This window comes from Pseudomonas sp. GW821-FHT01C01 (assembly GCF_059422645.1).
Genome location: NZ_JBWKXF010000008.1, coordinates 57,030 through 73,194 on the forward strand (window position 1 = coordinate 57,030; position 16,165 = coordinate 73,194).

Consider the following 16,165-nt stretch of genomic DNA (forward strand, 5'->3'; position numbering starts at 1 on the left):
CGGAACAACGGGCGAGACCTGCGGCGTAAGCCGCACGGGGCGACGAAATAGGGGAAGGCGCGATCTTATAATTAAATGTCGCGTCTTACCAATAGGGCTACAGTTTTTAGGGAGTTTCAGAGGTGCTACGGGTTCACCGTGGTAGCGCTTTTGAAGCCTGTTTCCTGATAGCAGCGGCTCATTTGTACACCGGCCTCTCGGGGCTTGGCAATCAGGCGGGGCGGCAATGGTGCACTGACAGTCGGTTTCTGACTTGTCGTTCCAGGTCTTGAGCAGCGTGTCGCCAGCTTGAAATAATCCGGTTGCAGGCGTCCCCCAGGCTGCCTTCGAACTGAGCTCCGGCGGCCATCGGCTGGCCTGATAACCCTCGATTCACAAGACGAACATCGCTGGCGCGGTGGCGGGTACGGCGCCATAGTTTTGTTTCCGCGGCCAACGTTGCCCGCCCATAACAAGACAGAGACTGGCCATGACCAAGACTCTCCATCATCGTGCGTGCCATTTGTGCGAAGCCATCTGTGGCCTGACCATCGAAACCACTGAAGTCGAAGGCGGTAACGTCCAGATCACATCGATCAAGGGCGACCCCCAGGATACGTTCAGCCGTGGACATATCTGCCCCAAGGCCGTTGCGTTGCAAGACATTCAGAGCGATCCGGATCGCCTGCACCAGCCCATGCAGCGGGTGGGTCATGAGTGGCAGCCCATCGAGTGGGAGGCGGCATTCAATCTGGTCGCCGAACGCCTCGCCGCCATTCAGGAGCATCACGGACAAAATGCCGTGGCGGTCTATCAAGGCAACCCCAGCGTGCACAATTACGGGCTGATGACCCACAGCAATTACTTCCTCGGTTTGCTGAAAACCCGCAACCGGTTTTCTGCCACCTCGGTCGATCAATTGCCCCATCACCTGACCAGTCATTTGATGTACGGCCACGGTTTGCTGCTGCCGATCCCGGACATCGATCACACCGATTTCATGCTGATCCTGGGCGGCAACCCGTTGGCTTCAAACGGCAGCATCATGACCGTGCCGGATGTGGAAAAACGCTTGAAGGCGATACAGGCCCGGGGCGGCAAAGTGGTGGTGGTCGATCCACGCCGTAGTGAAACCGCGGCGATCGCCGATCAGCATCTGTTCGTGCGCCCTGGCGGCGATGCGGCATTGTTGTTCGGCCTGCTCAACACCTTGTTCGCGGAAGGTCTGACCCGCGACAGCCATCTGCCGGTAGACGGTCTGGAGGATGTGCGGGAGGCCGTCGCGCCGTTCACCGCCGAGGCCATGAGCCCGTTGTGTGCCGTACCAGCCGAACAGATTCGCCAATTGGCGCGGGACTTCGCCGCGGCACCGAGTGCGGTCTGCTATGGCCGCATGGGCGTCTCGACTCAGGCCTTCGGTACGCTGTGCCACTGGGTGGTGCAGCTGATCAACCTGGTCACCGGCAACCTCGATCGCGTTGGCGGGGCCTTGTGCACTGAACCGGCGGTGGACCTGGTAGCGTCGACTTCGGGCGGGCATTTCAACTTGTGGCAGAGCCGGGTCTCCGGGCGCCCGGAATATGCCGGAGAGCTGCCGGTGTCGGCGCTGGCCGAAGAGATGCTCACCGAAGGGGAAGGGCAGGTACGGGCGTTGATCACCGTGGCGGGCAATCCCGTGCTGTCCACACCCAATGGCCGAAAACTCGAGCAGGCGCTGGACGGGCTGGAGTTCATGGTCAGTATCGACCTGTACATCAATGAAACCACGCGTTACGCCGACCTGATCCTGCCATCCACATCGGCGCTGGAAAACGACCATTACGACACGACGTTCAACCTGTTCGCGGTGCGCAATGTCAGCCGTTTCAACCGCGCAATCCTCGCCAAACCCGAAGGTGCATTGCACGACTGGGAGATCTTCGTCGGGCTGGCCAAGGCATTTTCCGCCAGGACCGGTAAAGAGTTGAAGCCGACCATCGCCCCGGCGCAAATGATCGATCGCGGCCTGCGTATGGGGATGTACGGCGACACTTCAGAGCACAAGCTGTCATTGGCGACCTTGTTCGATCATCCCCATGGTGTCGATCTGGGTGCGCTCAAGCCTAACCTGGCACCACGCCTGAAGACTGCCAATCAACGCATCCAGGCCGCGCCGGCTGCGATTCTCGCTGACCTGACGCGCTTCGCAGCCTTGCAGGCGCCGGCCGCCGACGAGTTGTTGATGATTGGCCGCCGACATGTGCGCAGCAACAACTCATGGATGCATAACTATCATCGGTTGGTGAAGGGCAAGCCACGTCACCAGTTGCTGATGCATCCGGACGATCTGGCCAGTCGCGGACTCAGCGACGGGCAACGTGTGCGGGTCAGTTCACGGGTGGGTGTGATTGAGGTTGAGGTACTTGGCAGTCTGGATATGATGAAAGGTGTGGTCAGCCTGCCGCACGGCTGGGGCCATGCGCGGCCGGGCGTGCAAATGACGATTGCCAGCAGCCAGCCGGGGTCCAGCGCCAATGACCTGACCGACGAATGCCAGATTGACGAGTTGTCAGGAAATGCTGCACTCAATGGTGTGCCGGTGACCGTGGCGGCGGCTTGAATCAGACTGACGGAGAGACCGAGCAGGGCGCTCGGCTTTCCGTTACAATGCGCCACCGTGCCGACCCATGAGTCGGAAAGTTCAGCCGAGGTGCTCCATGGATATCATCGAAACGATTAAAGAGCAGATTGCCAACAACACCATTCTGCTTTACATGAAAGGCTCGCCGAATGCCCCGCAGTGCGGCTTCTCCGCGAAAGCCGCGCAGGCCGTGATGGCGTGTGGCGAAAAGTTTGCGTACGTGGACATCCTGCAGAACCCGGAAATCCGCGCCAACCTGCCAAAATATGCCAACTGGCCAACCTTCCCACAGCTGTGGGTTGCCGGTGAGCTGGTCGGCGGTAGCGACATCATGACTGAAATGGCTGCTGACGGTTCGCTGCAAGCCACCATCAAGGCTGCTGTCGAAGCCGCTGCTGCCAACAAGTCCGAAGCCTGACTCGGTCCCCGTAGGAGCAAGCTTGCTCGCGAAGAACGATGACGCGGTATATCGCTGAACCGCGTCTTCGTTCTTCGCTGGCAAGCCAGCTCCTACAGGAGGCATTAAAAAGCCCCGCCTCTATTGTGCAGAGAGCGGGGCTTTTTTATGCATCGAGATTAATGGCGTAGAACTTACTCGTCTTCGCCCATCTGCGATTGCAGGTAGTTCTCGATACCGATTTTTTCGATCAGACCCAACTGGGTTTCCAGCCAGTCGATATGTTCTTCTTCGGACTCGAGGATGTCTTCAAGCAGTTCACGACTACCGAAGTCGCCAACGGTTTCGCAATGAGCGATAGCCACTTTGAGATCTGCGTGACCAATGCGTTCGATACGCAGGTCGCACTCAAGCATTTCCTTGGTGTGTTCGCCGATGTGCAGCTTGCCCAGGTCCTGGACGTTCGGCAGGCCTTCAAGGAACAGGATGCGCTTGATCAGCTTGTCCGCATGCTTCATCTCGTCGATGGATTCGTGGTACTCGTGCTTGCCGAGCTTGTTCAGGCCCCAATCTTCATACATGCGTGCATGCAGGAAGTATTGATTGATCGCGACCAGCTCATTGGCGAGGATCTTGTTGAGATGCTGGATGACTGTAACGTCGCCTTTCATGATGGGGTCCTGCCCTTTATTAGCTGTCAATAGAGCAGAGTTTGAGCTGCGTATTTAAGGGTGTCAAACCTAAGTTATTGAAACTTAAATGAAAATTAATCGGAATAAGAATGTTTGTGTTCCGCGTCTAGAGCATAACTAGTTGATTTTGAGGCATAAAAAAACCGGACATATGTCCGGTTCTTTGAAATTCGATATTTAAGCCGCTGTAAATTCTGCTGGAAAAGGAATTGCAGCCTGGGCCGTTTGCAGTTTTGTCAGGGTCTCGCGGACTACTTCCTTGGCGAGGCAGGCACATTTGCCGCATTGACTGGCAACGCCGGTGGCCACACGGACTTCCTTGTAGCTGCAGCATCCTTCATAGATCGCATCGCGGATTTGACCGTCGGTGACGCCAGTGCAAAGGCAAACGTACATAAGAGAAGACCGTCGCTGATTGTGACTCAATTGCGATGGATCTTAATGTTAACGAGAATGATTGTCAAAGTGCTTTCGGAGCACTTTTCGTCATAAGGGTGTGTGGCTGACGAACGGTCTGGCGCACAAAGTCAGTGAAGAAAGCCGGGTGTCGATTTTACCGTCCCGGGAAAAAACAGCTAAGACAGCTCAAACACGCGGTGTATGATGGCCGGTCTTTTGCGACCGGGGATCGTGTCACAGGGCTGTCGCCTCAGGGTGGCAGGCTGATGCGAACCCTGTTTCTCACGCTATTACACCAGGAGATATCCAATGAGCGTACTCGTAGGCAAACAAGCCCCTGACTTCACCGTACCGGCCGTACTCGGCAATGGCGAGATCGTTGACAGCTTCACTCTGTCCTCGGCGATCAAAGGCAAATACGGCCTGGTGTTTTTCTACCCACTGGACTTCACCTTCGTTTGCCCGTCCGAGCTGATCGCTCTGGACAACCGCATGTCTGAATTCAAGGCACGCAACGTTGAAGTGATCGCTGTTTCGATCGACTCGCACTTCACCCACAACGCATGGCGCAACACTCCAGTGAACAATGGCGGTATCGGCCAGGTTCGCTACACCATGGCTGCCGACATCAAGCAGGACATCATGAAGGCCTACGACGTTCAGTCCGCTGAAGGCGTGGCTTTCCGTGGCGCGTTCCTGATCGACGACAAAGGCGTTGTCCGTTCGCAGATCATCAACGACCTGCCGCTGGGTCGTAACATGGAAGAGCTGATCCGTCTGGTCGACGCTCTGCAATTCCACGAAGCGCACGGCGAAGTCTGCCCTGCCAACTGGAAAAAAGGCGACAAAGGCATGAACGCTTCGCCAGAAGGCGTTGCTGCTTACCTGACCGAGCACGCTGCCGCTCTGTAAGGCGCACGCGCAGGTACAAAAAAACCGGCCTTCGAGGCCGGTTTTTTTATGGGCGGGAATTGTTCTGGTCTCTGTAGGAGCGAGCTTGCTCGCGATGGACTTCAGAACACCGCGGGGTGTCAGGCTTGCAGCGTTATCGTTAACGACCATCGCGAGCAAGCTCGCTCCTACGCCCACATCAGTCGTTGAAATCTTCCCAGCCGCCCATTTGTTTCCAGCGATTGACGATGCCGCAGAACAGGTCTGCCGTTTTCTCGGTGTCATAGCGCGCCGAGTGAGCCTCACGACCGTCGAAGTCGATATCCGCTGCCTGGCAAGCCTTGGCCAGCACGGTCTGGCCGTACGCGAGGCCGGCGAGCGTTGCGGTATCGAAACTGGAGAACGGATGGAACGGATTGCGCTTCATGTCCAGGCGCGCAACCGCCGCATTCAGGAAGCCCAGGTCGAAGCTGCTGTTATGCCCGACCAGGATCGCCCGTTTGCAACCATTGGCCTTGAGAGCCTTGCGCACGCCACGGAAGATATCATTCAGGGCAGACTCTTCACTCACGGCCATGCGCAGCGGGTGATCGAGCTTGATCCCGGTGAATTCCAGGGCGGCCGCTTCGATGTTCGCGCCTTCGAACGGCTCGACACGGAAGAAGTAGGTGTGATCGGGGTAAACAAAACCCTTTTCATCCATCGCGATGGTGGTCGCGGCGATTTCCAGCAGGGCGTCGGTCGCGGAGTTGAAGCCACCGGTTTCTACGTCGACGACAACCGGCAGGTAACCACGGAACCTGGCAGCCATTGGATGACGAGGGCCGCCTCCGCCGCCATTGCCTTCCAGTTCGTCGTCGAAATGGTCTTCACTCACGCGTGTTCCTCCAGCAGGCGCCAGCGCAGTTTTTCACCGGCGCGCAGCGGGATAACGGTCAGCTCGCCAAATGGCAGGCTGGTGGGGGCGGTCCATTCTTCGCGGACCAGGGTGATGCGATCGGTGTTGGCCGGCAGACCATAGAACCGGGGGCCGTAGAGGCTGGCGAAGGCTTCGAGCTTGTCCAGCGCATTGCGCTGTTCGAAGGCTTCGGCATACATCTCGATGGCCGCATAAGCGGTGTAGCAACCGGCGCAACCGCAGGCCGCCTCTTTGGCGTGCTGGGCGTGGGGCGCCGAGTCGGTACCGAGGAAGAACTTCTCGCTGCCGCTGGTGGCGGCGTCGAGCAGGGCTTCCTGGTGCGTATTGCGCTTGAGGATCGGCAGGCAATAGAAATGCGGTCGAATCCCGCCTACCAGCATGTGGTTGCGGTTGTACAGCAGGTGGTGAGCAGTGATGGTCGCGCCTACGTTGGCCGAAGCCGAGTTGACGAACTGCACGGCGTCCGCAGTGGTGATGTGTTCGAAAACCACTTTGAGAGTCGGGAAACGTTCGACTACACGGCGCATGTGCTCATCGATGAAGATTTTTTCGCGGTCGAACACGTCGACATCGCCACGGGTGACTTCACCGTGAACCAACAACGGCATCCCGACTTCGGCCATGGCCTCGAGTGCAGGGAAGATCTTGTCGATGCTGGTGACGCCAGAGTCCGAGTTGGTGGTCGCGCCGGCCGGGTACAGCTTGGCGGCGTGAACGAATCCGCTGGCCTTGGCCTCGCGAATTTCTTCAGGCTGGGTGCGGTCGGTCAGGTACAGGACCATCAGCGGCTCGAACGTGCTGCCGGCCGGGCGGGCAGCGAGTATCCGCTGGCGATAGCCGTCGGCTTCGGCCGCGGTGCGCACCGGTGGAACCAGGTTGGGCATGATGATGGCGCGGCCAAAGGTGCGCGCGACATCCGCGACGGTATTGGTCAACACGGCACCATCGCGAAGATGAATATGCCAGTCGTCGGGACGCAGCAGGGTCAGGCGGTCGGACATGAGGGGATTCCAGGCGGGTCAAACTCAAGGGAATGCTACCGGAAAAGACTCTTGCAGGCACTCGCTATCAAGTTTTGCAGGAAGCTTCCGATATCCAACAGGTATGCCGTAAACATGTGTGTGTCGGTCTTTTTGTTGTAGAAGCCAGTGGAGCCTCCCGTGCGCCAGCGTTATTTAGCCTTGCTCAGTGTGTTTGCCAGCCTTCCGGTAATGGCGCTCACTTTCCAGACCCGTCTGGAGAACATTGAGTGGACGGTCGAAGGTGACAAGTTCGAATGCCGTCTGACGCAGCCGATTACCGACTTCGGTTCGGGCGAGTTCGTGCGTCGTGCCGGCGAGCAGGCGACTTTTCGTCTGAAAACCTACAACCCGATGATCGGCGGCGGATCGGCGACCTTGCTGGCCGCTGCGGCACCGTGGCAACCGGGGCGTGACGATATCAATCTGGGCACGGTGAGAATTGGCAGCGGCAACGTATTGTTCAACAGTTCACAGGTTCAGGCCGGACGCCTGATCAGCGGTCTGATGGACGGTCGCAGCCCGTTGGTTCGCCACTCTTCGGGGGATGGCCGGGTCTCGGAAGTGCGTTTGTTGCCGGTCAGGTTCAATAAAGCCTTTGCCGATTACCAGGGTTGCGTGGCCAAATTGTTGCCGCAGAACTTCGAGCAGGTGAAGCAATCCGAAATCGGCTTCCCCGGCGGCGGAATCGAACTCGACAGTGCGGCGAAGGCCAAGCTGCAGGTGATGCTGGAGTACATGAAGGCCGATCCGACGGTCAATCACATCGAGCTCGACGGTCACTCCGACAACAGCGGCAACCGCCTGACCAACCGCGACCTGTCGCGGCGCCGGGCGCTGGCAGTGATGGAGTTCTTCAAGGCCAACGGCATCCAGGAGTCGCAAATCACCCTGCGTTTCCACGGCGAGCGTTATCCGCTGGCGCCTAATACCAACAACGCCAACCGCGCCAAGAACCGTCGTGTAGCGGTACGCCTGGAGCGGGGAGCACCAACGGAACAAGTCGCCCCGCAGGCGACGAAAGCGGCCACTTCGGCAACTTCCTGACTCTTCGATCATCGTCGCCCTCTCGACAGATTCTGTCGCTTTGTCGTCATAAGCTGTCGCGCCTCTGTAAATTATCCTGCATGAGCGGTAGACTTCACGGCTTTCCGTAGAACCCCGTGGAGTGATGGCATGGCGGACGTAAACAAGGTCGTTCTGGCGTATTCCGGCGGCCTGGACACTTCGGTGATCCTCAAGTGGCTGCAGGATACTTATAACTGTGAAGTGGTGACCTTCACCGCTGACCTGGGTCAGGGCGAAGAGGTCGAACCTGCACGCGCCAAGGCTCAGGCCATGGGCGTCAAAGAGATCTACATCGACGACTTGCGCGAAGAGTTCGTGCGCGATTTCGTTTTCCCGATGTTCCGCGCCAACACCGTTTACGAAGGCGAGTACCTGCTGGGTACTTCCATCGCTCGTCCGTTGATCGCCAAGCGTCTGATCGAAATCGCCAACGAAACCGGCGCTGACGCCATTTCCCACGGCGCCACCGGCAAAGGTAACGACCAGGTTCGTTTTGAACTCGGTGCGTACGCCTTGAAGCCAGGTGTGAAAGTGATCGCTCCGTGGCGCGAATGGGACCTGCTGTCCCGTGAAAAGCTGATGGACTACGCCGCGAAGCACGCGATCCCGATCGAGCGCCACGGCAAGAAAAAATCCCCATACTCCATGGATGCCAACCTGCTGCACATCTCCTATGAAGGCGGCGTGCTGGAAGACACCTGGACCGAGCACGAAGAAGACATGTGGCGCTGGACCGTTTCCCCGGAAAACGCTCCAGACAAGCCGCAGTACCTGGAGCTGACCTACCGCAACGGCGACATCGTCGCGCTGGACGGCGTCGAAATGACTCCGGCCACCGTACTGGCGACCCTGAACCGTATCGGTGGCGAACACGGTATCGGTCGTCTCGACATCGTCGAGAACCGCTACGTGGGCATGAAGTCCCGTGGCTGCTACGAAACCCCAGGCGGCACCATCATGCTGCGTGCCCACCGTGCGATCGAATCGATCACCCTGGACCGCGAAGTGGCTCACCTCAAAGACGAGCTGATGCCCAAGTACGCCAGCCTGATCTACACCGGCTACTGGTGGAGCCCTGAGCGTCTGATGCTGCAACAGATGATCGATGCGTCCCAGGTCAACGTGAACGGCGTTGTGCGCCTGAAGCTGTACAAGGGCAATGTGATCGTCACTGGCCGCAAGTCCGACGACTCGCTGTTCGACGCCAACATCGCTACCTTCGAAGAAGATGGCGGCGCGTACAACCAGGCGGATGCAGCGGGCTTCATCAAGCTCAACGCCCTGCGCATGCGCATTGCGGCGAACAAAGGCCGGAAGCTGTTCTGAGACCTTTGACATCGTGATGGGTGCCTGGCCTCGTCCTCGACGAGGTCAGGCACCTGAAAACGGGGGGGGTGACGCCAGTTACTGCGTTGTCGCGTGATTTCGATTGCGCTGATGATTTCCTGTTTTTCTCCTTCCAATGGTCTGTCCTGTACTACGCATTGTTGTTTGCCGGTTGTCCGGCCTGGTCAATGACCGACAACCTGTGCGAGTCCAGATTGTAGGCAACATGAAAGGCGGCACTGCGCTTTCTGGTCTGCCTTGAATGTTTAAGCGCACTGGCTTTCAGTAAAGTCTCCGAAACGGCACAAGTGATAAACAGAATCACGTACGCCGTCTTTTCCCGTGGCCTCTGGATTTTTTCCAGCAGCGCTCCAAATTCGATCTCCTTGTTCATCCAGCGTGCATCAATGATGTACAGGTCGTTTACCAGTTCGGGTAACTGAAGTCGGTGCTGAACGGAGACGGTGGTTTGCAGACCAATCCCGGTTGGTGGGTCCTGTGCACCACAGGGCGTCCGGGTTGGCTGCCAGTCATTCGTTGACGTTTCCAGTGCGGGATTTTCAGACGACTTCCCGGACGCTTTTTTTTCCGACCGCCCTGCATCATCCATGACTTTCATGAAGTGCTTTCCCTTTTCAAAATCGGAAGGCGCATAAAGTGATTTGTAGTTGAAATTGAGTGTCGCGAAAAAAAGTAAAAGTAAATAGAACGGAAAACTGATCAGAAACCAGACGTAGAGTTCTCTTTCTTCCTGGTCGAGGAAGGGTAGAGAAACAGCTGCCGAAGTTTCAGAGAGTGCGGCGAATGTCGCGATAATTGTCATTGGGTTGGTAATTCGTTTTCTTATCATGTTTTGTACTCATGCTGGATTGTCTTTTCTCGAATGGTTTATGTGGCTGGTTTGATGTAGTGATTATTGTAGTGATTTTATTGCCCGTTGGTTTTTGTAGATATTTTTATTTGTTTGTTGGGGGGGGCTTCGATTCTTTGAGTGTTGATGATGTATTAATAATTGCTCAAAAAATATTATTTGCTGTAAGAGTAGTCGGATGCCTGGTGTGTGATATTTCTGGTGTGAATGTTGGAAGCGTAAATATCAGTTACGTTTTAGAGGAGTAGAGGCTGATGTTTATCGGGTTACGACCGTTCAGGCGGGTCCTCGGAAAATTTTGGTCGTAAATCGATAGAGGCGACTTCTGGAAAGTGCGACACCATGACGCTGATACAGTTTTCAACTCATTCCGTTCGAGGGTTTTTTGTAGGAGGAATCCGTGTTGTTTGTAAGGAATGTCTCTCGGTGCGGGTGGCTGGAAGGGGCGACATGCCATGGGTGAAACGACTAGGCTATTGTGCGGGCTCTAAAAATTCGAACAGCGAAAATTGGACTTGCCCATGAATAAAGTGCTGATCGTGGATGATCACCCCGTCATTCGTCTTGCGGTACGTATGCTAATGGAACGTCATGGCTACGAAGTTATTGCAGAAACCGATAATGGTGTGGATGCACTGCAACTAGCCCGTGAACTTATGCCGGATATTGTTATTCTGGATATCGGGATTCCGAAGCTGGACGGGTTGGAGGTCATCGCGCGTTTGTCTTCGACCTCAATGCCGATGAAAGTGCTGATATTGACCTCCCAGGCGCCAGGGCATTTTTCCATGCGTTGCATGCAGTCTGGTGCGGCCGGTTATGTTTGCAAGCAACAAGACCTGACGGAACTGCTCAGTGCAATAAAGGCCGTGTTGTCAGGTTACAGTTACTTTCCGAATCAAGCCTTGCATACCGTGCGTTCCAGTTTGGGGAACGCCAGCGAGGCCGATATGGTTGATCGTTTGTCGGGACGGGAAATGATGGTCCTGCAACAGTTGGCCAGAGGCAAGACCAACAAAGAGATTGCCGATGGAATGTTTCTCAGCAATAAAACAGTCAGTACTTACAAGACCCGTCTGTTGCTCAAACTGAATGCGCGGTCTCTGGTCGACCTGATCGAGCTGGCACAACGCAATGGTCTGGTGTGATGAAGTCACTGCGCGACAAGGGGCGTCTACCGGGGTATGGCACTTAGTAAAAAGCCTCCGTTTCGGGAGGCTTTCAGGTGTCATAAGTCAAAATCGTAATCGGCCAATTGCTTTTGCAGTCGGCGCTCCTCCAGCAGGTTGTCGATGGTGCGGCGCTTGCTCAGATTAGTTTTCGCTACTTCAACCACCGGCTCGGCGTCATCGGTTTCGGCGGTGGTGAAGTCGTCTTCTACGTCCAATTGCTCTTTGCCAGTACTCATTTAGTTGCTCCAGGCTAAGAAGGCCTTTGGCGCTCCTTATATCGACAATCTCCCTGCGGGTAAAAAAGATTTTTTCAATCGGTAATTCAAAAAACCTAATAGCGCCTCAATCGTCGGAGGTTTTGTGCTTGTACTCGCACAAGTCCTCGATCCGGCAGCTCCCGCATCGGGGCTTGCGGGCCAGGCAAACATAACGACCGTGAAGGATCAGCCAGTGATGGGAGTCGAGCAGGTACTCCTTGGGCACGAATTTCATCAGCTTTTTCTCGACTTCCACCACATTCTTGCCGGGAGCAATGCCGGTCCGGTTGCTGACCCTGAAAATATGCGTGTCGACGGCCATGGTCAGCTGGCGGAATGCCGTATTGAGTACCACATTGGCGGTTTTGCGGCCGACACCGGGCAGTGCTTCCAGCTCCTCGCGGGTTTGTGGCACTTCACCGGCGTGACGCTCGACCAGCAAGCGGCACGTTTCGATCACGTTTTTCGCTTTGCTGTTGTACAGGCCGATGGTCTTGATGTACTCCGACAGTCCCTCCACGCCCAGGGCATGGATCGCCGCCGGGGTATTGGCGACCGGGAACAGCCTGGCTGTGGCCTTGTTAACGCCGACATCGGTCGACTGCGCCGAGAGAATCACGGCAATCAGCAATTCGAACGGTGAGGAGTAGGCCAGTTCGGTCTTGGGTTCCGGGTTGTCCTCGTGCAGTCTGCGGAAAATTTCCAGACGTTTTGCGGCATTCATGGGCAGTGCGTTTCCTCGAAGGCAATCATTGTGTGGGCGTGGGGTGCCAGGCTTGCCAGGCGGCGATCAGCAGTCCGAGCAGAATGAATCCGCCAGGGACCAATGTGGCCAGGCGCAGGCCGCCATCAGCCACCAGCACCCAGCCTTGCCAGTCAGTTTGCGTTGCGTCGATCAGCCACGATAGGTGATTTGCGAGTGTCCCGTTGCCGATGAGTTCGCGCAGCAGGCCCAGCGTGATCATCAGCGTGGCAAACAGGCCATTGAGTCGCAGGCGTTGGTGCCAGCCGTCCTGAAAGAACCCGGTGTGTTCCAGTACGACGCATTGCAGGGCAATCAAGGCGCCATAAAACCCCAGATGCTGCTGCCATTGCAGCGACCAGGCCTGTGCCATGAGTTCCGCGCAACTGGTGAGCGAGGCCGCCAACAGCAGGCTGGCCGGCAAGCGCGTCGCCGGGACAAGTCGCGATCGCAGGGCGCCCATGGCCAGACTGAACAACTGGGTCACCACCACGAACATCAGGCACAGGCCAAGGGCACTCACCAGCGAGTGGGTGGCGCCGATCAACGGCGTCAGCATCAAGGCGTTGCGCAGAGTCGATGAATTATCCATGGGCAGGGTTTCCGAGCAGTTGTTGCCGGTGTTCATCGAAGTAGCGCAAGGCATCGTGGATGGCATTGATCACCGCTCTTGAGGTGATGGTCGCGCCAGCAATCTGATCGAACTGCCCCTGATCCTTTTTCAGCGCCCAGCCACTGTCGCCCGGTTCTGTTCGAGACTTGCCGGAAAAAACCTGAAGCCAGGCATTGGGCCAGTCGGCGATCCGTGCACCCAGACCTGGTGTTTCCGACTGTTTGAGGGTTTTGACGCCCAGCAACCGGCCATTGGCGTCGATAGCGATCAACAGGTCGATGGCAGCGGCGTAGCCAAGGGTTTGACTGCGCAGCAACACTGCGACGGGTTGATCGGCCCGGGTAGCCAGATAACCACCGAGCAAGGTGCTGTTGGTCAGGGCGGTTGTTTCGATCGTGATGGGGTGTTCGAGTGGTTGATTGTCGTAGCTGTCTGACGCGATCAGATCTAGCAGGTTGCGGCTGTCGATCAGGCGCTGTTCGGCTGCAATACGCGGCGCGCTGCCGAGCTGCACGAAGTACGTCACGCCAAGGCCAAGTGCGGCCAAAAGCACCAGAAGCGCGATGCTTGATGTCCGGCTCATGGCGCCTCCGGCTGTTGTCTGGCCACCACGAACCGCTCCAGCGCCGGCACGCACAGGTTCATCAACAGCACCGCAAAGGCGATGCCGTCTGGATACCCGCCCCAGGTACGAATCAGATAAGTCAGGAGCCCGACACCGACGCCGAACAGCAGTCGCGCGCCTGGGCTTCTGGCGCCGGACACTGGTTCGGTGATGATGAAGAACGCTCCCAGCATGGTCGCGCCGGTAAGCAGGTGAAACAACGGCGAGCCATGGGAGTCTGAGCCCGACCCGTTCCAGCACAGCAGGCTGATGATGAACAGGCTGACCAGCATGCCGACCGGTGCATGCCAGCTGATCACCCTTCGTTGCAGGAGAAACATACCGCCCGCCAGAAACGCCAGGTTCACCCATTCCACCCCCCGGCCGCCGAAGTGGCCGAATGCCGGGTTGCCGGCAAACAGTTCATCCATGGTCAGGCTTTTGTTGATCCGCAGACTGTCCAGCGCCGTGGCCTGCACCCACGCATCCGGCGCATTGCCGACACCGAACGCTTGCTGCAAGCCACTCAGCAGGTCCATGCCATGGAGCGATGGCCAATGGGTCATGGGTTGGGGAAAGGTCACCAGCACCAGGGCAAAGCCGAGCATCGCCGGGTTGAAGGGGTTCGAACCGACGCCGCCATACAGGTGTTTACCGAAAATCATCGCAAAAGCGGCTGCACTGAGGGTCAGCCACCATGGGCAGTAAGGCGGCAGCGCCAGAGCCAGCAATGTGGCACTGACCAACGCGCTACCGTCACTCAAGGTCGGCCGCAGCGGTCGCTTGCGCAAATGCACGATGGCTGCCTCGACGGCCAACGCAGCAGCGGCCGCCAGAACCAGATTGATCAACACACCCCAGCCGTACAGCCAGAACGCCGCCAGCATTCCCGGCAGCGTGGCCAGCAGCACCAGTTTCATCGCCTGTTGCAGGCGATCATCAACTGTTTCAAGGGCCGGCATGGGCGTCCACCTGGCGTTCGGCTTCGCCGAGTGCGCGCTCCAGGGCTTCGATGTGTTCCGCCGGTGCTTCGTTGGCCTGAGCCTTCTTGAGTTCGGCGCGGCGCATGGCCAACTGGATCTTGGCCCGTTTCAGATCGGCATCATTTGACGACACCGCTGTGACCGTCGGTGCGGGAGCGGGTGGGGCGGCGCTTTCCAGTTGCGCCAGGTTTTGTTCGGCGGCTTCGAACTGTTGTTGCAGGACGATCAACTGCGATTGCTGTTCGAAGGTCGGCGGATGCCCGAAGGCTTTCAGCGATTTGTGCAGTTGCGCGCGACTCATCGCTACATCGATTTTGGCTTTTTTCAGCGCGGCATCGGCATTGGCGGCTTTCTGGGCGCGGACACGCTCGAGGGCGGCCTGCACCGGGTCGGCGGCCACCTCGTCAGGCTGTGCGGCACGCTGTCGGGCCTGGCGCTCGGCGATTTTCTGTTGCTCCTCACGCTGCAAGCGGGCATTGCGCTGTTCGAAGCGGCGCCGTGCGTGATCGCGCTTGAGGGTGCGGGCCTGCCGCGCCTGCGGTGTGAGGGCCAGGCCACCGACAACGGGCAGAACCGTGTCCAGTGGCAGAGGGCGCATTTCGATGCAGTCCACCGGGCACGGTGCCACGCAGAGGTCGCAACCGGTGCACTCATCAATGATCACCGTGTGCATCAGTTTGGCTGCGCCGACGATGGCATCGACCGGACAGGCCTGAATGCACTTGGTGCAACCGATACACTCGGCTTCGCGGATATAGGCGATCTGTGCAGGTGCCGAGCCGCGAGTGATGTCCAGCTCCAGCACCGGCACCTTCAGCAACTCAGCCAGGGCCGCGATGGTTTCGTTGCCGCCGGGCGGGCATTTGTTGATCGGCTCGCCGCTGGCAATGCCTTCGGCGTACGGCTTGCACCCGGGGTGGCCGCACTTGCCGCATTGGGTTTGCGGCAAGAGTGCGTCGATGAGTTGAATCAGACTCATGTTTTGATCAGTCCGCTGAATCCGAGAAAGGCCACTGCGATCAGGCCGGCACCAATCAGGTCGATCGGCAAGCCGCGGAAGGGCAGGGGAACATCGCTGTCGGCCGTGCGTTCACGCAAATCAGTGAACAGGCTCAACACCAGCCAGAAGCCCAGTCCTGCGCCGAGGCTCAAGGCTGTGGCGTGAAAGAAGCCCTTGTCATCCTGAGCGTTGAGCAAGGCCACGCCGAGCACGCCGGCATTCCCCAGCAACAATGGCCAGAGGCCTTCGAACGACAGTGTCGAAAACACCCGCGCCAGTAGCTTCAGCAACGGGTCGATCAGCAGCACGCTCAATGGCAGAAACACAAACAGGCGCAGCGCCGTCAATTGCAGCGGCACCAGCAGCCAGTGGTAGAGCGCGTAGCCGAACATGCCCACGAGCAGCATCAGGCATGTCGTCGCAATACCCAAGGCATGGACCTGTCGGCGCTGGCCAGCCAACAGCGGATCGACGGCCAACGGCCAGTGCAACACGAGGTTGTTGATCAGGGCGGCGCTGATAAGCGTAAGCAGGATTTCGGTCATTGATCGTGCCGGCAGTTTTGTAGGAGCGAGCTTGCTCGCGATGGACTCAAGAGCGCTGCGTTCAATCT

Annotated in this window: 18 protein-coding genes; 6 read left to right on the top strand and 12 right to left on the bottom strand. The window is 57.8% G+C overall.

Going from position 1 to position 16,165, the window contains the following annotated elements; genetic code table 11:
* The first annotated feature begins 469 nt into the window (after window positions 1-469).
* Window positions 470-2,578, top strand: a complete 2,109-nt coding sequence (locus AC07XF_RS07940) for a molybdopterin oxidoreductase family protein (RefSeq protein ID WP_495026063.1) — start codon at window positions 470-472, stop codon at window positions 2,576-2,578.
* A gap of 97 nt (window positions 2,579-2,675) precedes the next feature.
* Window positions 2,676-3,017 (top strand): Grx4 family monothiol glutaredoxin, encoded by a 342-nt coding sequence (gene grxD / locus AC07XF_RS07945; protein ID WP_495026064.1) that lies wholly within the window; start codon window positions 2,676-2,678, stop codon window positions 3,015-3,017.
* A 173-nt stretch (window positions 3,018-3,190) separates the two neighbouring features.
* On the opposite strand, the gene bfr is transcribed toward grxD, so the two are convergent.
* Window positions 3,191-3,667 (bottom strand): bacterioferritin, encoded by a 477-nt coding sequence (gene bfr / locus AC07XF_RS07950; protein WP_495026065.1) that lies wholly within the window; start codon window positions 3,665-3,667, stop codon window positions 3,191-3,193.
* A 198-nt stretch (window positions 3,668-3,865) separates the two neighbouring features.
* Window positions 3,866-4,084: a bacterioferritin-associated ferredoxin gene (locus AC07XF_RS07955; protein WP_008053520.1), complete on the bottom strand. Its 219-nt coding sequence runs from the start codon at window positions 4,082-4,084 to the stop codon at window positions 3,866-3,868.
* Window positions 4,085-4,396: 312 nt separating this feature from the next.
* Between AC07XF_RS07955 and AC07XF_RS07960 the strand changes: the two genes are divergently transcribed.
* Window positions 4,397-4,999: a peroxiredoxin gene (locus tag AC07XF_RS07960; RefSeq protein WP_223447881.1), complete on the top strand. Its 603-nt coding sequence runs from the start codon at window positions 4,397-4,399 to the stop codon at window positions 4,997-4,999.
* Between the two features lie 178 nt (window positions 5,000-5,177).
* On the opposite strand, the gene rnt is transcribed toward AC07XF_RS07960, so the two are convergent.
* Together rnt and pyrC are read right to left on the bottom strand one after the other, a co-directional pair.
* Window positions 5,178-5,855, bottom strand: a complete 678-nt coding sequence (gene rnt / locus AC07XF_RS07965; RefSeq protein WP_007985867.1) for a ribonuclease T — start codon at window positions 5,853-5,855, stop codon at window positions 5,178-5,180.
* Entirely contained in the window at window positions 5,852-6,898 is a 1,047-nt protein-coding gene (gene pyrC / locus AC07XF_RS07970; RefSeq protein WP_495026066.1) for a dihydroorotase, read from the bottom strand. Before pyrC ends, rnt begins: the two co-directional genes overlap by 4 nt.
* 159 nt (window positions 6,899-7,057) lie before the next feature.
* Here pyrC and AC07XF_RS07975 point away from each other — a divergent pair, with 159 nt between their 5' ends.
* Window positions 7,058-7,963 carry a flagellar protein MotY gene (locus AC07XF_RS07975; protein ID WP_495026067.1) on the top strand — a complete coding sequence of 302 codons (906 nt, stop codon included), beginning with the start codon at window positions 7,058-7,060 and terminating at the stop codon, window positions 7,961-7,963.
* Window positions 7,964-8,092: 129 nt separating this feature from the next.
* Complete coding sequence (locus AC07XF_RS07980; protein ID WP_007972320.1) at window positions 8,093-9,310, top strand: argininosuccinate synthase; 1,218 nt, start codon at window positions 8,093-8,095, stop codon at window positions 9,308-9,310.
* 151 nt (window positions 9,311-9,461) lie between these two features.
* Here the strand turns inward: AC07XF_RS07980 and AC07XF_RS07985 are convergent, their stop codons facing one another.
* Entirely contained in the window at window positions 9,462-10,160 is a 699-nt protein-coding gene (locus AC07XF_RS07985; RefSeq protein ID WP_495026068.1) for a hypothetical protein, read from the bottom strand.
* Between the two features lie 542 nt (window positions 10,161-10,702).
* On the opposite strand from AC07XF_RS07985, the gene AC07XF_RS07990 reads away from it, so the two are divergent.
* On the top strand, window positions 10,703-11,329 hold the full coding sequence (locus AC07XF_RS07990; protein WP_495026069.1) for a response regulator: 627 nt from the start codon (window positions 10,703-10,705) through the stop codon (window positions 11,327-11,329).
* An 80-nt stretch (window positions 11,330-11,409) separates the two neighbouring features.
* On the opposite strand, the gene AC07XF_RS07995 is transcribed toward AC07XF_RS07990, so the two are convergent.
* The 7 genes from AC07XF_RS07995 to AC07XF_RS08025 form a co-directional block, all read right to left on the bottom strand.
* Window positions 11,410-11,589 (bottom strand): PA3496 family putative envelope integrity protein, encoded by a 180-nt coding sequence (locus AC07XF_RS07995; RefSeq protein ID WP_007972325.1) that lies wholly within the window; start codon window positions 11,587-11,589, stop codon window positions 11,410-11,412.
* 106 nt (window positions 11,590-11,695) lie between these two features.
* Complete coding sequence (gene nth / locus AC07XF_RS08000; protein WP_007985859.1) at window positions 11,696-12,334, bottom strand: endonuclease III; 639 nt, start codon at window positions 12,332-12,334, stop codon at window positions 11,696-11,698.
* A 25-nt stretch (window positions 12,335-12,359) separates the two neighbouring features.
* Window positions 12,360-12,944, bottom strand: a complete 585-nt coding sequence (locus AC07XF_RS08005) for an Rnf-Nqr domain containing protein (RefSeq protein ID WP_495026070.1) — start codon at window positions 12,942-12,944, stop codon at window positions 12,360-12,362.
* Window positions 12,937-13,548, bottom strand: coding sequence for an RnfABCDGE type electron transport complex subunit G (locus tag AC07XF_RS08010; RefSeq protein ID WP_495026071.1), 612 nt, complete (start codon window positions 13,546-13,548; stop codon window positions 12,937-12,939). Before AC07XF_RS08010 ends, AC07XF_RS08005 begins: the two co-directional genes overlap by 8 nt.
* Window positions 13,545-14,531, bottom strand: a complete 987-nt coding sequence (locus AC07XF_RS08015; RefSeq protein ID WP_495026072.1) for an RnfABCDGE type electron transport complex subunit D — start codon at window positions 14,529-14,531, stop codon at window positions 13,545-13,547. Before AC07XF_RS08015 ends, AC07XF_RS08010 begins: the two co-directional genes overlap by 4 nt.
* Window positions 14,518-15,531, bottom strand: coding sequence for an electron transport complex subunit RsxB (rsxB, locus tag AC07XF_RS08020; RefSeq protein WP_495026073.1), 1,014 nt, complete (start codon window positions 15,529-15,531; stop codon window positions 14,518-14,520). The genes AC07XF_RS08015 and rsxB overlap by 14 nt, the downstream gene beginning before the upstream one ends.
* On the bottom strand, window positions 15,528-16,097 hold the full coding sequence (locus AC07XF_RS08025) for an electron transport complex protein RnfA (protein ID WP_495026074.1): 570 nt from the start codon (window positions 16,095-16,097) through the stop codon (window positions 15,528-15,530). Before AC07XF_RS08025 ends, rsxB begins: the two co-directional genes overlap by 4 nt.
* Between the last annotated feature and the right edge of the window lie 68 nt (window positions 16,098-16,165).